Source organism: Erythrobacter sp., from assembly GCF_036351135.1.
Lineage (GTDB): Bacteria > Pseudomonadota > Alphaproteobacteria > Sphingomonadales > Sphingomonadaceae > Erythrobacter.
The window spans coordinates 162,414-176,947 of sequence record NZ_JAZBON010000034.1 but is presented as its reverse complement, the minus strand read 5'-3'; the positions used below and the strand labels follow the sequence as shown (position 1 = coordinate 176,947).

Annotated in this window: 14 protein-coding genes; 5 read left to right on the top strand and 9 right to left on the bottom strand. The window is 63.9% G+C overall.

Features of this window, described 5'->3' with window-relative positions; genetic code table 11:
- Window positions 1-488: 488 nt before the first annotated feature.
- The 3 genes from V2I30_RS13890 (at window position 489) to V2I30_RS13880 (ending at window position 5,054) form a co-directional block, all read left to right on the top strand.
- On the top strand, window positions 489-2,012 hold the full coding sequence (locus tag V2I30_RS13890) for a lipopolysaccharide biosynthesis protein (protein ID WP_330662772.1): 1,524 nt from the start codon (window positions 489-491) through the stop codon (window positions 2,010-2,012).
- 99 nt (window positions 2,013-2,111) lie between these two features.
- Window positions 2,112-3,125 carry an aspartyl protease family protein gene (locus V2I30_RS13885; protein WP_330662771.1) on the top strand — a complete coding sequence of 338 codons (1,014 nt, stop codon included), beginning with the start codon at window positions 2,112-2,114 and terminating at the stop codon, window positions 3,123-3,125.
- 72 nt (window positions 3,126-3,197) lie between these two features.
- On the top strand, window positions 3,198-5,054 hold the full coding sequence (locus V2I30_RS13880; protein WP_330662770.1) for an ABCB family ABC transporter ATP-binding protein/permease: 1,857 nt from the start codon (window positions 3,198-3,200) through the stop codon (window positions 5,052-5,054).
- Window positions 5,055-5,087: 33 nt separating this feature from the next.
- Here the strand turns inward: V2I30_RS13880 and V2I30_RS13875 are convergent, their stop codons facing one another.
- The 5 genes from V2I30_RS13875 to V2I30_RS13855 form a co-directional block, all read right to left on the bottom strand.
- Window positions 5,088-5,483, bottom strand: coding sequence for an ACT domain-containing protein (locus V2I30_RS13875; RefSeq protein ID WP_330662769.1), 396 nt, complete (start codon window positions 5,481-5,483; stop codon window positions 5,088-5,090).
- Window positions 5,484-5,501: 18 nt separating this feature from the next.
- Window positions 5,502-6,806, bottom strand: a complete 1,305-nt coding sequence (gene hslU, locus V2I30_RS13870; protein ID WP_330662768.1) for an ATP-dependent protease ATPase subunit HslU — start codon at window positions 6,804-6,806, stop codon at window positions 5,502-5,504.
- Between the two features lie 44 nt (window positions 6,807-6,850).
- Window positions 6,851-7,834: an FAD-dependent oxidoreductase gene (locus V2I30_RS13865; protein WP_330662767.1), complete on the bottom strand. Its 984-nt coding sequence runs from the start codon at window positions 7,832-7,834 to the stop codon at window positions 6,851-6,853.
- Between the two features lie 210 nt (window positions 7,835-8,044).
- A complete protein-coding gene (gene hslV, locus V2I30_RS13860; protein WP_330662766.1) occupies window positions 8,045-8,605 on the bottom strand; it encodes an ATP-dependent protease subunit HslV in 561 nt (186 codons plus the stop codon).
- A gap of 77 nt (window positions 8,606-8,682) precedes the next feature.
- A complete protein-coding gene (locus V2I30_RS13855; RefSeq protein WP_330662765.1) occupies window positions 8,683-9,147 on the bottom strand; it encodes an outer membrane protein assembly factor BamE in 465 nt (154 codons plus the stop codon).
- Window positions 9,148-9,433: 286 nt separating this feature from the next.
- Here V2I30_RS13855 and V2I30_RS13850 point away from each other — a divergent pair, with 286 nt between their 5' ends.
- Both V2I30_RS13850 and V2I30_RS13845 read left to right on the top strand, forming a co-directional pair.
- On the top strand, window positions 9,434-9,961 hold the full coding sequence (locus V2I30_RS13850; protein ID WP_330662764.1) for a ubiquinol-cytochrome C chaperone family protein: 528 nt from the start codon (window positions 9,434-9,436) through the stop codon (window positions 9,959-9,961).
- Entirely contained in the window at window positions 9,955-10,530 is a 576-nt protein-coding gene (locus V2I30_RS13845; RefSeq protein ID WP_330662763.1) for a YceD family protein, read from the top strand. Before V2I30_RS13850 ends, V2I30_RS13845 begins: the two co-directional genes overlap by 7 nt.
- A gap of 75 nt (window positions 10,531-10,605) precedes the next feature.
- On the opposite strand, the gene V2I30_RS13840 is transcribed toward V2I30_RS13845, so the two are convergent.
- The 4 genes from V2I30_RS13840 to V2I30_RS13825 all read right to left on the bottom strand — a co-directional run bounded on the left by V2I30_RS13840 (window position 10,606) and on the right by V2I30_RS13825 (window position 14,534).
- Window positions 10,606-11,052, bottom strand: a complete 447-nt coding sequence (locus V2I30_RS13840) for a hypothetical protein (protein WP_330662762.1) — start codon at window positions 11,050-11,052, stop codon at window positions 10,606-10,608.
- Between the two features lie 228 nt (window positions 11,053-11,280).
- Window positions 11,281-12,639: a serine hydrolase domain-containing protein gene (locus V2I30_RS13835; protein ID WP_330662761.1), complete on the bottom strand. Its 1,359-nt coding sequence runs from the start codon at window positions 12,637-12,639 to the stop codon at window positions 11,281-11,283.
- A 528-nt stretch (window positions 12,640-13,167) separates the two neighbouring features.
- Window positions 13,168-13,716: a single-stranded DNA-binding protein gene (ssb, locus tag V2I30_RS13830; protein WP_330662760.1), complete on the bottom strand. Its 549-nt coding sequence runs from the start codon at window positions 13,714-13,716 to the stop codon at window positions 13,168-13,170.
- Window positions 13,717-13,856: 140 nt separating this feature from the next.
- Entirely contained in the window at window positions 13,857-14,534 is a 678-nt protein-coding gene (locus V2I30_RS13825; protein ID WP_330662759.1) for a COQ9 family protein, read from the bottom strand.

Genomic DNA, 14,534 nt, shown 5'->3' with positions numbered 1-14,534 from the left:
TGGAGGCGGACGAGGATGTGGCATCGGCTTAAGGTTAAACCGGTACACGAGCCCTTGAGGTGCTCGGACCGGGCGCCGTCGCCCACATGTCCCTTCATCAAAAACCAACAATGTCAAAGAGCCGCCAGACAGTAATAGCGGACAGCTAGTGTTTCCCCGATTTACACCGGGGGACCGGCTATCCGATTATGTTGGCGACCAACGCTTGCGGGGCCGGTTGAAACCGTCAGCGCCGCGTCGGTGAGAGGGCATATATGGGCGCCCTCAGATTCGGTCAACGCCTTTTTGCAATTTTATTTCGCATCGGCGTATTTTTTTCGAGAACCCGGGGCTTCCCCCGCATTTCCGATACAGATGATATGGGAACTTTCCGCGCGAAAGCAAGGCGGCGTTAACGCCCAGGGCCCAGGCAATCCGCGCATTCGCGTGCCAGCGCTCCTCACGCAGGGCCATTTCTTCACTTTTCGAAGCTACGCACGCCCGCGCCGATGAACCCCGCCGCCGCCCCATCCGATTCGCCCGCAGGCGAGGACACTCCCTTTGCCGCAAGGGTGCGAAGCGCCCTGTTCTGGCGATGGGGTACGCAGGCCGGGTCGCAGATCATCACCTGGACGTCGACCTTCCTCGTCGTGCGCCTGCTCGATCCCACCGATTACGGCCTGTTCGCGATGACCCAGGTCGTCATCACCGCACTCGCCTTCCTCGATGGCAGCAGCTTCGCGACCTCGCTGGTGCAGACCGGCCACGTCTCGAAGCGACGAATCGGACAGGTCTTCGGCCTGCTGCTGATCTTCGCCGGGTTGCTGGCGGCGGCACAGTTTTTGACCGCGCCCTACGCCGCCGCCTATTTCGGCGAGCCCGTCATCGCCGACATGCTGCGGCTGCAGGCGCTGATCTTCCTCACCGTCCCCTTCACCGCTCTCCCCCAGCAATGGCTCGCGCGTGAGCTCGAATTTCGCAAGGCGGGGCAGGTGCTGATGGCGAGCGCGGTGGTCGGGGCGCTGACCGCGCTGGTTCTCGCCTGGCTCGGTTGGGGGGTGTGGGCGCTGGTCTATGCGGGGGTCGCGATCTTCGCCACCCGCGCCATCGGTATGATGCTGGCGGCGCAGCTTTGGGTTTGGCCGGTCTTCCGCCTGACGGGCGCCTGGGATCTCTTTACCTTCGGCGGCACGCTGACCCTGTGCCAGATGTTCTGGATCATCCAAAGCCAGAGCGATGTCGTGATCGCCGGGCGCGTCATGCCCACGCATGATCTTGGTCTTTACACCCAGGCTCTGTTCCTGACGCTGATCGTCACCGCGCGCTTCATCCCGCCGGTGAACGAAGTTGCCTTGGCCGCCTATTCGCAGCTTCACCGGGCGAGGAAACCGCTCGGGCCTTATTTCCTCAAGACAGCGCGGCTGGTGATGATGGTGAGCGCGCCCGCCTATATCGGGCTGGCGCTGGTCGCGGAGGACGCGATTCTCGTATTGATGGGTGAGAAATGGACCGAGCTAATCCCGATCGTTGCGGGGCTGGCTCTCGTCATGCCCGCCTTCGCGCTGCAGCTGATCTGCGGACCCGTCACCAATGCGATGGGGCGGCCGCGCATCTATCTCGCCACCAGCATCGCGGGCGCGATCATTTTCCCGGCCATGTTCCTAATCGGGGTGTCCGAGGGGGCGAGCGGCTTGGTGCGCGCATGGTGGGTGGCGGCGCCGGCGCTGTGCGCGCTGACCTTGGCGATCACGCTGCCGCGGATCGCGGTGTCGCCACTTGCATTGCTGAATGGGCTGACGCCGATCGCGCTTGCCTGCGGCGGAATGGCGCTCGCCGTGATCGGCGCGCAGCCCCTGCTGCCCATCGCCTCGCCGTTTGTCGCGCTGCTGCGCTCGATGTTGGTTGGAGCAATCGTATATGGCCTGATCTTCTGGCTGGGATATCGCGACATCGTGCTCGAGACCTGGGCGCTGCTGCGCAACCGGCCTTCCCCGCAGGGGTCGGTTCCGGCCCGGTTCGCCGGCGCGTCCTAGCAGCCGGTCCCATCGCCACTCTTGCGCGCCGGTTTTCCTCGGAGCACATCGTCTGATAGTCTCGTCCGCTCGCCCATCTAGGGCTCGGGGACCACGAACATGACGAACCTCCTGGCGCTTGGCCTTTATGCGATGAGCTTGGGCGCTTCGGGCGCTGCCAGCCTCCCGGTCGAGCCGCCCGCACCCGTCTCTCTCAGCGAGGACGAGCCGGTCGCACCGAACCTCGCCGATCCGGGCACCGAGATCCTGACCCTCGAAACCGATCGCGCCCGCCGTTACACCGTGCCGGTCATGGTCGAAGGGGCGGGCCCGTTCGATTTCATGATCGACACCGGCAGCCAGGCGACCGCTGTCACCCATCAGATAAACACGCAGTTCAATAGCGGATCGGGACTGACCCCCTCGGGCCGCGCGCTGCTCGTCGGCATGGCGAGCACCAGGCCGGTCGATATCGTCGAGGTCGGCTCGATGAGCTTCGGCCAGCACACCGTCCACGATTTGCTTTCGCCCGTGCTCGATGCGCGCCATGTCGGTGCCGAAGGCATTATCGGCCTCGATTCGCTTCAGGACTTGCGCGTCCTCATCGATTTTCGCGCCGAGACCATCGCGCTGCAGGACGTCAGCACGATTCCCAATCACCGCCGCGGGTTCGAGATCGTCGTGCGCGCGCGGCAGAAACTGGGTCAGCTGCTCGTCACCAATGCAATGGTCGAAGGCGTGCGCGCCACCGTCATCATCGATACCGGCGCGCAGGCGAGCATCGGAAGCAACGCCCTGCGCGAAAGGATCCGCGCGAAGCGCGCGCAGGAGGTGACCACCACCGACGTCAACGGCGTTTCGCTGGTCGGACAGATGCAGCTCGTCCGATCGCTCGAGATCGAGGGTCTGGGCCTTACCAACGTCCCGCTGACCTTCGCCGACACGCCTGCCTTCGCAGCGCTCGGCCTTGCCGACGAGCCGGTGCTGGCGCTGGGAATGCAGCATCTGCGCATCTTCGATCGCGTGGCGATCGACTTTTCGCTGCAACGGATCCTGTTCGACGTGCCGCGCGATGTCGCGCGCGCCTTGCGCCGGGCGCGCTCCGCAAATGTGACCAGACGCTTCGGCCGATAGGCATGCCGGGCGAGCCGCCCGGCCCCTCCTGCTTGTGCAGCGCGGCCCCCGCGCCCACATGAGCCTTTCGTAATGCCGCCCGACACCGCCTCCCCCGATCGCCCGACCGCTTTGGCAGATGCCGAGGGCTGGGCGACCCTTCGCCGTTTCCTCCCCTATCTCTGGCCCGAGGGGCGCGGCGATCTCAAGCGGCGGATCGTCGTAGCGCTAGGTCTCGTGCTAATCTCCGAAGCGGTCGTCCTGGCGATGCCCTTCGCCTATAAGGGCGCCGTCGACCGGATGGCGGGCGAAGTCGAGGCCACGGCGCTCGCGATCATCGCCTTCGTGATCGCCTATGCCGGCGCTCGCTTTGCCAACACCGCGGTCAACAATGTGCGCAACATGGCGTTCGAGCGGGTGGGCCAGGTCGCGACCGCCCGGCTGGCGCGCGATGTCTTCCGCCGGCTGCACCAGCTCTCGCTGCGCTTCCATCTGTCGCGGCGCACGGGCGAGCTCACCAAAATCATCGAACGCGGGACCAAGACCATCGACACGATGCTCTATTTCCTGCTGTTCAACATCGCCCCGACCTTCATCGGCCTCAGCGTTATGGCGGTCGTGTTCTGGACGATGTTCGGCTGGGAACTGGTCGCCGGCACAGCGCTCGCGGTGGTGCTCTATATCTGGACGACGCAGGTCATCACCGAATGGCGCGTGAAGTTGCGGCGCGAAATGAACGCGCTCGACGGAACCGCGCTCCATCATGCGGTCGATTCGCTGCTCAATTACGAGACGGTCAAATATTTCGGAGCGGAGGAGCGCGAGCAAACCCGATACGCCGCCGCCGCCAACGCCTATGCCGAGGCGGCGATCAAGACCGACAATTCGCTCGCCTGGCTCAATATCGTTCAGGCGCTCATCACGAACGGGCTGATGGCAGGCGCGATGGCCTACACCGTATGGGGCTGGTCGACCGGGCGCTTCACACCGGGCGACCTGGTGCTGATCAACACCTATCTCCTCCAGCTTTTCCGGCCGCTCGACATGCTCGGCTTCGTCTATCGCACCATTCGCCAGGGACTGGTCGACATGGCGGAGATGTTCCGCATCGTCGACACCGCGCCCGAAGTGACCGATCCGCCCGGCGCGCCGCCGCTCGCAGTCGGCGAACCGAGTATCGCCTTCGAAGATGTCACCTTCGGCTACGAAGACGGTCGCACCATCCTAAAAGGTCTGAGCTTCGAAGTGCCGGCGGGATCGACGCTCGCCATCGTCGGCCCTTCGGGTGCGGGCAAGAGCACGATCGCGCGGCTGCTTTTCCGGTTCTACGACCCGCAATCGGGTCGCGTCCTGATCGACGGGCAGGATATCGCGCAGCATCAGCAGGCGAGCGTGCGCGCGGCGATCGGCATCGTTCCGCAGGACAGCGTCCTGTTCAACGATACGCTCGCCTACAACATCGCCTATGGCGCGGGCGACGCGGACTGCGCAGCGATGGAACAGGCGGCGCGCGATGCGGCGCTGATGCCGCTGATCGAGCGGCTGCCCGATGGGTTCGAAACGGCGGTGGGCGAACGTGGGCTCAAACTGTCGGGTGGTGAGAAACAGCGCGTCGCAATCGCGCGCACGCTGGTGAAGGATCCGCCGATCCTGCTCCTCGACGAAGCGACCAGCGCGCTCGACACCCGCACGGAGCAGGCGATCCTCGGCACGCTCCAGCGCCTTGCGCGCGGGCGCACCACCATCGCCATCGCCCACCGGCTCTCGACCATCGCCGATGCGGACCGCATCATCGTTCTCGATGGCGGACGCATGGTGGAAAGCGGCAGCCATGTGCAATTGCTCGCCCGGGGCGGACTCTATGCTGAGATGTGGGCGCAGCAGGCGCAGGAGCGGTCCGAAGACGAAAGCAATCCTGGCGATACCGTGGATGCGGAAGCGGCAGAGTAATCATTTAGCCCAGAAGGGGTGCAGGCGGACTTTCTATCGACCGACGTCGAGGCTTAGCCGCTTGAGAAGCCGCAGCGCTTCTTCGCCGCGATCCCACGGTACGAACAGGTGATCGTGATATAGGCCCGCGACGATGTTGCAGGCGATGCCGGAGCTGGCGAGCACGGTCGATACGGCCGGGGTCAGGCCGACCGCTTCGAGATCCGAGTGGACGCGCAGGGTAATGCGCGCGAACCGCCGCGCACCCTCCTCCGCCGCGGCGGCCGGGAGGATGCAGCACAGCCCCTCCTCTTCGCGGATCATGGCAAAAGCGGTGTCGGGCATGAAGCGCGCATCGCCGATCGGCTGAAAGGCGTAGGGCCGTTCGTCCAGAACCGGATCGAGCCCGGCCAGGAGGGCTTTCAGATCGCTGACACTGCCCGGTTCCATCCGCCAGCCGCCGCCCGGTCAGAGAATGTATTTCGACAGATCGCTGTCGCCGGCCAGTTCGCCCAGCTTCTCGCGCACGTAATCGGCGTCGATCGCGATCGTCTCGCCGGCATGGTCCTCGGCCTCGAAACTGATCTCCTCGAGCAGCTTTTCCATCACCGTCTGCAACCTTCGCGCGCCGATATTCTCGACGCTTTCGTTGACCTGCGCGGCGATCCTCGCGACCTCTTCGACCGCATCCTGCCCGAAATCCAGCTCGACCTTTTCGGTGCCGATCAGCGCGCGATATTGCTCGACGAGATTGGCGCGCGTTTCGGACAGGATGCGCACGAAATCCTCCTGCGTCAGCGCGCGCAACTCGACCCGGATCGGCAGGCGGCCCTGCAATTCGGGGAGCATGTCGGAAGGTTTGGCGACATGGAACGCGCCGCTGGCGATGAAGAGGACATGATCGGTTTTCATCGGCCCGTATTTCGTCGCGACCGTAGTCCCTTCGATCAGCGGCAACAGGTCGCGCTGCACGCCCTCGCGGCTGACACTGCCGCCGCGTACGTCCGACACAGCGATCTTGTCGATTTCGTCGAGGAAGACGATCCCGTTGGTTTCGGCATTGGCCAGCGCGACGCGCGCGACATCGTCGTCGTCGAGGCGCTTGTCCGCTTCCTCGTCGACCAGGCGGTCCCACGCCTCGGGCACGCGCAATTTCTGCTTCTTGGTCTTCGCGCGGCCGAACGCCTTGCCCATCATGTCCGACAGGTCGATCATCTGCATGTTTCCGCCCATATTGCCCATGTCGAACGGCATGCCGCCGCCCGCCTCGGCGACATCGATCTCGACCTCGACCTCGTTCATCGCGTTCTGAACGATGCGCTGGCGAAAGCTTTCGCGCGTCGCCTCGGATGCATTGTCGCCGACCAGCGCGGTCAGCAGGCGCTCCATCGCCGCATCGGATGCCGCTTCGCGCACGCTATCGCGTCGCCGCTCCTTCTCCAGCCGGATCGCTTCCTCGACCAGGTCGCGCGCGATCTGTTCGACGTCGCGCCCGACATAGCCGACTTCGGTGAACTTGGTCGCCTCGACCTTGACGAAAGGCGCCTCGGCCAGCTTCGCCAGCCGCCGGCTGATCTCGGTTTTGCCGCAACCGGTCGGGCCGATCATCAGGATGTTCTTGGGCGTGACCTCGTTCTTGAGTTCCGGGCCGAGCCGTTGCCGCCGCCAGCGATTGCGCAGCGCCACGGCGACCGCGCGCTTGGCATCCTTCTGGCCGATGATGTGGTCGTCGAGCGCGGCGACGATCGCCTTGGGGGTAAGGTTGTCTGTCATTTCGCGGCAGGATTTGGGAACGCAGGCTGACTGGTGCAAGGGCGTCACGCGGTGCAGGCGAGCTGCGCATTCACTTCGCGGTGCTGCGCGAGGATTTGCGCGATGTCTTCGGGCTGGGCCACCGGCATCTCCTCGCCGCGTTCGAACGTCCCGCCAAGGATGATGCCGTCCGGCCGCGGAAACATGTAACCGGCGCGAAAGCGGTAGGCATGGCGGATTTCGGGCTGCGGCAGGAGGATGGCGAGCTGGCCGCGCGCCGCGATCATCTTGTCGTCGCCGAACAGGTCGCGCGCGCCAAGGCCGGTGCAGTTGAAGATCAGGCTTTCAGGCAGGGCCGCAACTTCGCCGCCATTTTGGAAACGGCGCCGCACCATCCGGCCCCCGGCAAGCCGCACGTCGCGCATCAGATGATCGAGCCAGCGACCGGTCTCGACATACATCGTGCGCCATTCGCGCACCTCGTCCACCGGAAAGGGATGTTCGCCGCGCTGGAGCAGGCGGCGGGCGGGCATGATACGCGCCTCGACCGGGCCAAGACCGCGCCCGCGCGTTTCGTCGTAGGTCGTCAGCCAGCGTATGCCGGTATCCTCGCCGACGCTGATCTGAAACCGCCGGTACGAATAGTCGAGTGCCGCCGCGAATTGGCCGAGCCATTCCTCGGACACCGCACTGGCGCGGAACAGGCTGGCAGGGTGGATCTGGCCTCCGGCGATGTTGGAGGTCGTCTCGGGCGGCAGCACATCCGCATAGATCGTGACGGGAAAGCCCGCCTCCTGAACCAGCTTGGCGCAGGTCAGTCCGAGCGCGCCTGCCCCGAGAACCGCGACCGGCCCACTATGGCCGACAAGGCCGAGCCTCGTCGCGAGTTTCGAGCTGCCCCAGCTCATCGTGATACCGGCGCCGCCATGGCCGTAATTATGGATCAGCCGCTTCGACCCAAGCCGCTCTTCGCGCACGACGAAACCCTCGGCCCGGTAGGGGCGCAGGCCCGCCACGCTGCGGATGACGCGGTCGCCCGTCGCCAGCACGCGCGGCAGGCAGAGCGCAGTGGTTGGCGGCGTGCTTTCGACAGGCGACTTTGCACACGCTCCAAGTGTCGCCGCGCCGCCTAGCGCTGCGACCCCCTGCAATATGGCTCGGCGATCAGGTGAAGTGTCGAAGATATGCGCCCCCTCAGCCGCTTGGTCAGCAGATCGCGTTGCTAGGCGCAACGGGGCTTCGGCCCCAAACCCTTCTCGTCAAACCGTTTCCACGGTCAGATTGCCGTTCGTGAAGACGCAGATTTCCGCCGCGACCGCCATCGCCTTGCGCGCGATCTGTTCGGCATCCTCTTCATATTCCGCCACAGCGCGCGCCGCGGCGAGCGCGTAATTGCCGCCCGAGCCGATTGCCGCGATCCCGCCCTCGGGTTCGAGAACGTCGCCATTCCCGGTCAAAACCAGCAGGCTCTCGGCGTCGGCGACGATCATCAGCGCTTCGAGATTGCGCAGATATTTGTCCGTGCGCCAGTCCTTGGCGAGCTCGACCGCAGCGCGCAGCAATTGACCGGAATATTGCTCCAGTTTCTTCTCCAACCGTTCGAAGAGGGTGAAGGCATCCGCGGTCGCGCCGGCGAACCCGGCCACGACCTTCCCGCCGTCTCCGATCCGGCGCACCTTGCGCGCATTGGGCTTCATCACGGTGTTGCCCATCGACACCTGGCCATCGCCCGCGATGACGATGTTGTCGCCGCGTTTCACGCCGATGATGGTGGTGCCGTGCCACTGGGTAAGGCCATGGCTGCCTGAATTGTCGTTCATGCGGCGGATATGGGCAACGCGCCGGATCGCTTCAAGCGCGGCGAAAGGCTCGATGAAAGTCTGCGACGAACCGGCTGTTAGGGGCCGCCCGGACCGCCTGCGGGACCGCCCGCGCCAACGCCGCCGACCTGGCCGATATTGCCGAACAGATCCTCGAGAAATCCGCGCTCGCGGCCGAGCGTCGGCGTGCGGTCGCCTTCGGGCTGGAGATAGACGACCTGCTCGATCCCCTGCTGTTCGACCGTGGCGACATTGCCCACCTCGTCGAACTGCACCGCGAGCACGGAATGTTCGCGAATGCGCGGACGCACGAAGGGCCGCCTGCCGGTCACGCTAGAGATATAATACCAGGTCGGCGTGCCATACTGGCTTTCGAAAGTCGGGCGCCCAAGCGTCCCCTCGACCGAGCGCTGATTGTCGATCCCGGGCTGGACCGAGCGGACCAGCAGCGGATCGTTGACGAAACCGCGCGATTCCCGGATCGAGGAACACGCGCCCAGTGCCAGCACCGCAGCGCCGAGCAGGCCGGCTTTCCAAAACATCCCTCGCGAGGGTCCGAATGCGCGCATGATCCTGGTCAAATCCCGTAACAGTTCTGTTCGTGTTCGATGACGTATCCGTCCCTTGCCGCGCCCCGGGGGCGACCTATATCGAAACGATTGCGGCCTTAGAACGCGAAGCCGGACCTGGCAACGCCGGTAGGGCTAAGTTCCGGGGCCGAATTCTGAGGCCGCGTGCTGGGGCCGGCCTCGTGAATTGCCGCTGAATATCGCGTGCAGCGCCCCGGCTTTGGGGGCGAATGTCGCGCAGATCGTTGAAAGGGGTATGATGTCCTTCCTCTCCCGCCTCCTTGGCACCGGGCCAGACCCGCGCGAGGCGGTTCGCCCGCTTTGGCACCGTGTCGTCGAACTGGCGCGCGAACCGTCCTATTACGCCGATTGCGGGGTCGCGGACACGGTCGCGGGCCGTTTCGACCTGATGACGGCGGTGCTGTGCGCGGTAATGGTCCGCGTCGAGGCATCCGAAATGCGCGCCGAAAGCGCACTGCTCGCCGAACTGTTCGTCGAGGACATGGACGGGCAGCTGCGCGAATTCGGGGTCAACGACGTCGTGGTCGGAAAACGGGTCGGCAAGTTGATGAGCGTGCTCGGCGGTCGGCTGGGCGCCTATCGCAGCGCCCTGACCCAGGGCGATCGCGACAAACTGGTCGCAGCGGTCGCGCGCAACGTGACCTTCTCCGATAGCGCCGATGAAGCCGAAGCCAGCCGCTGCGTGGCGGACAAGCTGCTGGCTTTCTCCGAACGTCTGTCCACGTTCGACGATGCGCGTTTGCTGAAAGCGAACGGCATATGGTGAAGAACGGTGAGGGCTCTATGAGCGTTCAGAGCGAGCTTGCACGCATGGTGAAGGCCCGCGCGCTGCCGGCCGAGCCAGTGGTGATCGAGGCCGATGCCGCCGAGCGCGCCGCGTTGGCCCGGCGTTTCGCAATCGCGGGCGTCGATCGCCTGCGCGCCGAGATCGATCTCGAACAGCGCGGCAAGTCGATCCGCGCAACCGGCACCCTGTTCGCCGCCATCCGTCAGGCCTGCGCGATATCGGGCGAGGAATTCCCCGCCCGCGTCGAGGAGGCGATCGATTTGCGTTTCGTCGAGGAACAGGCGCTTTCCCCCGAGTTTGACGACGCGGGCGAACAGGCCGGGTCGGAGATCGAGGTCGAACTCGACGCGGAGGATTGCGACGAAATCGAATATGAAGGCGACGCCTTCGACCTAGGCGAAGCGGTCGCGCAAACGCTGGGCCTCGCGATCGACCCTTACGCGCAAGGGCCCGACGCCGACGCCGCCAGAGACGCCGCCGGGATCGTCCCCGAAGGCGAACAGGAAGGCCCGCTCGCCGCCGCGCTCAAGGGGTTGGCCAAGGGTTAGGGCGATACAGGAGTGGAACGGCTGTCGGCTTTTGGGTCGGGAGTAGCCGTTGCGAGACGACCACTGAGCCAAATTTCAATGGACACCGGCGTGGCAACTCGTCTTCGTGTTTTCCACACGCACTAAAGCTCGTTCTCCATCGAGCACACGCGTGGTTGTGCTTTCGCCCTTCCAACCGAGTGTAAAGTCGACCGGCCCGATGAGACGACAGGCAGCACCCTTGCCTTCCGCCACGCACATTCCAAGGGCGCGCTGATACTCTTCTACCGACGTGGCCTCTGCCGGCTCGGCGCGGACAGACGTGACGGCTGTCCCGCCAAAAAGGACGCGTTGGCCGAAGTTCAGAGCGTTCGCGGTCCATTGCGTATTGCCATCGACGATCTTGGTTTTCTCGACACCGATATTCGCGGCCAGGCGAGCGCAGAAATCGGATTTGCCAGTGTCGGGATCTGTCTGAGCTAGCGAGGCAGCCGATAAGCTTAGCGCAACGGCAGAGCCGAGCGCGAGACGAACTGCATTCATTGAGTGAGGTTTCTCCAAGGCTACGGCAGCAAGATTGCGTCGAGCCTCAGCGCATGGAATCTCACGATCGGCTGATTCGCACAATCTTAATCGGTGAATGCGAGCTTTCGACATTCGCCGGAAACCGCTCAACGCTTCGCGGCTGGTTTGGTGTGTCGGCTCGCGGGTGGGAAGTAGAAGGTCCGGTTTCCATCGCTGACCTACGAAAAACGGACCTTCAAAAAGCTGCTAGGGCCGGACTTCGATTTCGCTCATCGATCTTTGGAAGGCGGCGACCGAGCTTCCGGGGCGGCTCAACGTCATGCTCGAGTCCTTACCTGCGTCATCAAAATCGAACCGCAGGCGGTTCGGGTAGTCGTCGATGGCGAATGCGCCATTGCCGACATGGCGCATCCGGCTTCGATCTCGCCCTAGAAACTGGGTGAAGAACTCGGACATGATCCACAGCTCACCGTCGACAACCTCGATCCGGTACTCCAAGCCAAGATCATAGAGCAGACCGCGATAGCGTCCGATGATGGCGTCTGCCAGTTCGGACGAGATCGGTTCCTCGTTCACCGTATTACGCAGGCTCCATTGCAAGCCATCGATTATCTCTCGTCGCAGCATGGCGAAGACCGGGCCGGTGTTCGCATCGTCGCCGTTCCCCATCAGGGCCATGCCATAGCCACCCGTCATCGATACCATGAGATCCGAATTGACACCTGTGTTCGAGCCGTCGTGACGAAACCAGTCGGTATTGCCGAACCCGAACCCACGGAAGAACGGCGTCCCCATCCCGCCTACATGCTCCAGCGAAAAGACGTCGGTTAGTGTTCTCGCTATCGCGGGGCTTATCGGGCCAACGGTTTCGCCTGCCAAGGCGCGCTGGATGGCGATGGCGAATGTCGCGAGGTCGGACGGAGTAGACCACATGCCCGACGCCGATACCTGCGGCGTGATCGGCAGGCCCGTGCGGATGACCGCCCCGCTCTCGCCATGCACAAGCGCAGCGTTCGAGGGAAAGCCCGGTTCCCCCGGTTGTGCCATAGTCGTGTTGTCGAGACGGAGCGGCAAGAATATCTTCTCGCGTGCCAAGTCGCGCATCGGTCGGTCAAAGTGATCTTCCAACGCCAGTTGTACGATAACGTAGCCACCACCGCTGTACTGCCAATCAGACCCCGGGGCGAATTGGAACTCGATCGGTTTATCGTATCGAGGAATACGGCCCGCAAGGCTGTCGATCAGGGAGGGGATGACATCGCCGTCGTAGTAGTCGGCGAAGCCATGCTGAGTGGTGCCTGCGGTGTGCATGAGCAACTGGCGCCAGGTCACCTGCGCCGCCGCTGGGAACTCCGAACTTTCTGGCAGTTCCCAGCTCTCGAGGTAGCCGGCGATCGGTTCATCAATGTTGATCTCGCCTTCGGCATCGAGGACGAGACACAGAAGCGCCGTGACCGGCTTTGAGATGGATGCGGTGGAGAACGCCGTCATCGTGTCGATTGAGGTCGGCGATGTTCTGGATTTCACCCCAAATGTGCGTGTTTCGATGATCGAATGACCGTCGAACACGGCCACGCTGAGGCCAGCGAGATCATGCTCGGCCATCGCCGCAAGCACATTCTCTCAGACGGTGTCCAAATTGGTCAGGTTGTCCACTTTTACGGCGGGTGGAACCGCAAGATCTGTGGATGAGACACAGCCTGTAAGCATGGATGCAAGGACGATGGCAGCGAGGCGGTTTTTGATGGCGCGAACTCCCTTTAAGTTCGCGTGTGTTATCTCGCTAATACACAAATCGTCAATGCGGCAAATTTGGTCTTTTTGCGATTAGTCCGCTTGCGGGACATTTCAATTTCCGCTCGGATGACCGCAATAAGGGTCGGAAGCCGAGCTTTCAGTGGCCGCCTGCCACCCATGCTCGTGAGAAGCGGCTCGATCACGCTTTCCTACACAGGTCTCGCCACGCTAACGTTCCAAGCGTTCTTTCCCATCGTCCGAGCCGCCAAATAAAAAGCCCCGCCAATCGAGCGGGGCTTTCGCGTCTTGGTACGCTTTACGTATGCGCAAATTCTTCGCTTGCGCTTGTATTTCGTCAACTTGCGCGAACCGCAACCGCGCTCTCGCGACGTCCGATCAGAACGGAATGTCGTCGTCGAGGTCGTCGTAATTGCCGCCGCCGCCCGAGCCGCCGCCCCCGGAGCCGCCGCCGCCCTGGTTCCAGCCGTCGCCCTGGCCGCTGCCGGACCCGCCGCGATCACCATAGCCGGCCCCGCCGCCGCCTCCACCGAAGCCGCCGCCCGAGCGAGCGCCCCCACCGCCGCCGCCCTCACCGCGTCCGTCGAGCATGGTCAGCGTGCCATCGAAACCGCGCAGCACCACTTCGGTCGAATACCGGTCCTGCCCATCCTGCGTTTGCCATTTTCGAGTCTGCAGCTTGCCTTCGACGAAGATTTTCGAGCCCTTCTTGAGGTAATTCTCGCAAACATTGATCAGGCCGTCCGAGAAGATCGCGATATTGTGCCACTCGGTCCGCTCCTGCCGATCGCCGGTGTTCTTGTCCTTCCAGGTTTCGCTGGTGGCCAATGCGAGGTTGCAGACCCGGCCCCCATTCTGAAAACTACGAATTTCCGGGTCCTTGCCGAGATTTCCGATCAGCATGACCTTGTTGAGCGAACCCGCCATTTTCCTGTCCTTCCCACTGTCCTGGTCGCGCCCGTGCCGGGCCGTGCGATTCTTGAAAGACCTGATAGGACACGGGCGAGCGCGACGCGAGCCGCGCCTTTCGTTATCCACTTATCGGTGGTGAGGTGTCGCCGCCGCGTTCAGCGCGATGGATAGCGCAATCGTCCGAGGAACCTCGTGAGGCTGGGAAGTTCGGGGGTTCCGCGGGTGAATTGCGCCTTGGCCTTTTCGAACCGCATGACGCCGTCGATCCGGCGGTCCAGGAATTCGTAGGTGCGGGCCTTGCCTTCGCTGTCGTCGTTAACGAACACGGCAAGCGTCGCCGAATAGATGCCGGCAAGGATCGCGCGCTTCGTATAGTGATTGTAGTCGGTCGCCGTATCGCCGGCGAGCCGCCACATGAGATCGGCCGAGCGCCAGCCCAGCTGCAGGCTGCGCGGCGCGTTCTGCGGCATCGCCATCACCGCCATCGCACGGCGCACTGCCTCGTCGATATGCTCAACGGCCTCGAGCCGGAAGGCGATCAGCGTCCGTATCCGCTCGCGCACTTTGAGGCTCGCGAGGCGTTCGGGCGGCCATTCGTCGGCCATCGCCCGATCGACCGAGGCGATCCAGGCGTCGATCATGTCCATCGCCTGCCCGCGACCGCGCGGAAAAGCTAGCTTCGCGATATCGACATCGGCTCCCGCCATTTCGGCGGCGGCGACCAGCGCGGTCTCGTTCCAACCATCGAAGATCGCCGACGCGGCAATGTCGGGAGCAAGTGCGAGGCGCAGCTCATCGAGGGTCATGTCGGCGAAGTCGGGGGAAGCGGTCAT

What these genes read in the sequence shown, in the direction of transcription:
- hslU (WP_330662768.1), bottom strand. Translation starts at nt 6,806, where the DNA reads ATGACAGACAACCTTACCCCCAAGGCGATCGTCGCCGCGCTCGACGAC.
- V2I30_RS13825 (WP_330662759.1), bottom strand. Translation starts at nt 14,534, where the DNA reads ATGACCGCTTCCCCCGACTTCGCCGACATGACCCTCGATGAGCTGCGC.
- V2I30_RS13845 (WP_330662763.1), top strand. Translation starts at nt 9,955, where the DNA reads ATGGTGAAGAACGGTGAGGGCTCTATGAGCGTTCAGAGCGAGCTTGCA.
- hslV (WP_330662766.1), bottom strand. Translation starts at nt 8,605, where the DNA reads ATGAACGACAATTCAGGCAGCCATGGCCTTACCCAGTGGCACGGCACC.
- V2I30_RS13890 (WP_330662772.1), top strand. Translation starts at nt 489, where the DNA reads ATGAACCCCGCCGCCGCCCCATCCGATTCGCCCGCAGGCGAGGACACT.
- V2I30_RS13850 (WP_330662764.1), top strand. Translation starts at nt 9,434, where the DNA reads ATGTCCTTCCTCTCCCGCCTCCTTGGCACCGGGCCAGACCCGCGCGAG.
- V2I30_RS13835 (WP_330662761.1), bottom strand. Translation starts at nt 12,639, where the DNA reads ATGGCCGAGCATGATCTCGCTGGCCTCAGCGTGGCCGTGTTCGACGGT.
- V2I30_RS13855 (WP_330662765.1), bottom strand. Translation starts at nt 9,147, where the DNA reads ATGTTTTGGAAAGCCGGCCTGCTCGGCGCTGCGGTGCTGGCACTGGGC.
- V2I30_RS13880 (WP_330662770.1), top strand. Translation starts at nt 3,198, where the DNA reads ATGCCGCCCGACACCGCCTCCCCCGATCGCCCGACCGCTTTGGCAGAT.
- V2I30_RS13875 (WP_330662769.1), bottom strand. Translation starts at nt 5,483, where the DNA reads ATGGAACCGGGCAGTGTCAGCGATCTGAAAGCCCTCCTGGCCGGGCTC.
- V2I30_RS13885 (WP_330662771.1), top strand. Translation starts at nt 2,112, where the DNA reads ATGACGAACCTCCTGGCGCTTGGCCTTTATGCGATGAGCTTGGGCGCT.
- V2I30_RS13840 (WP_330662762.1), bottom strand. Translation starts at nt 11,052, where the DNA reads ATGAATGCAGTTCGTCTCGCGCTCGGCTCTGCCGTTGCGCTAAGCTTA.
- ssb (WP_330662760.1), bottom strand. Translation starts at nt 13,716, where the DNA reads ATGGCGGGTTCGCTCAACAAGGTCATGCTGATCGGAAATCTCGGCAAG.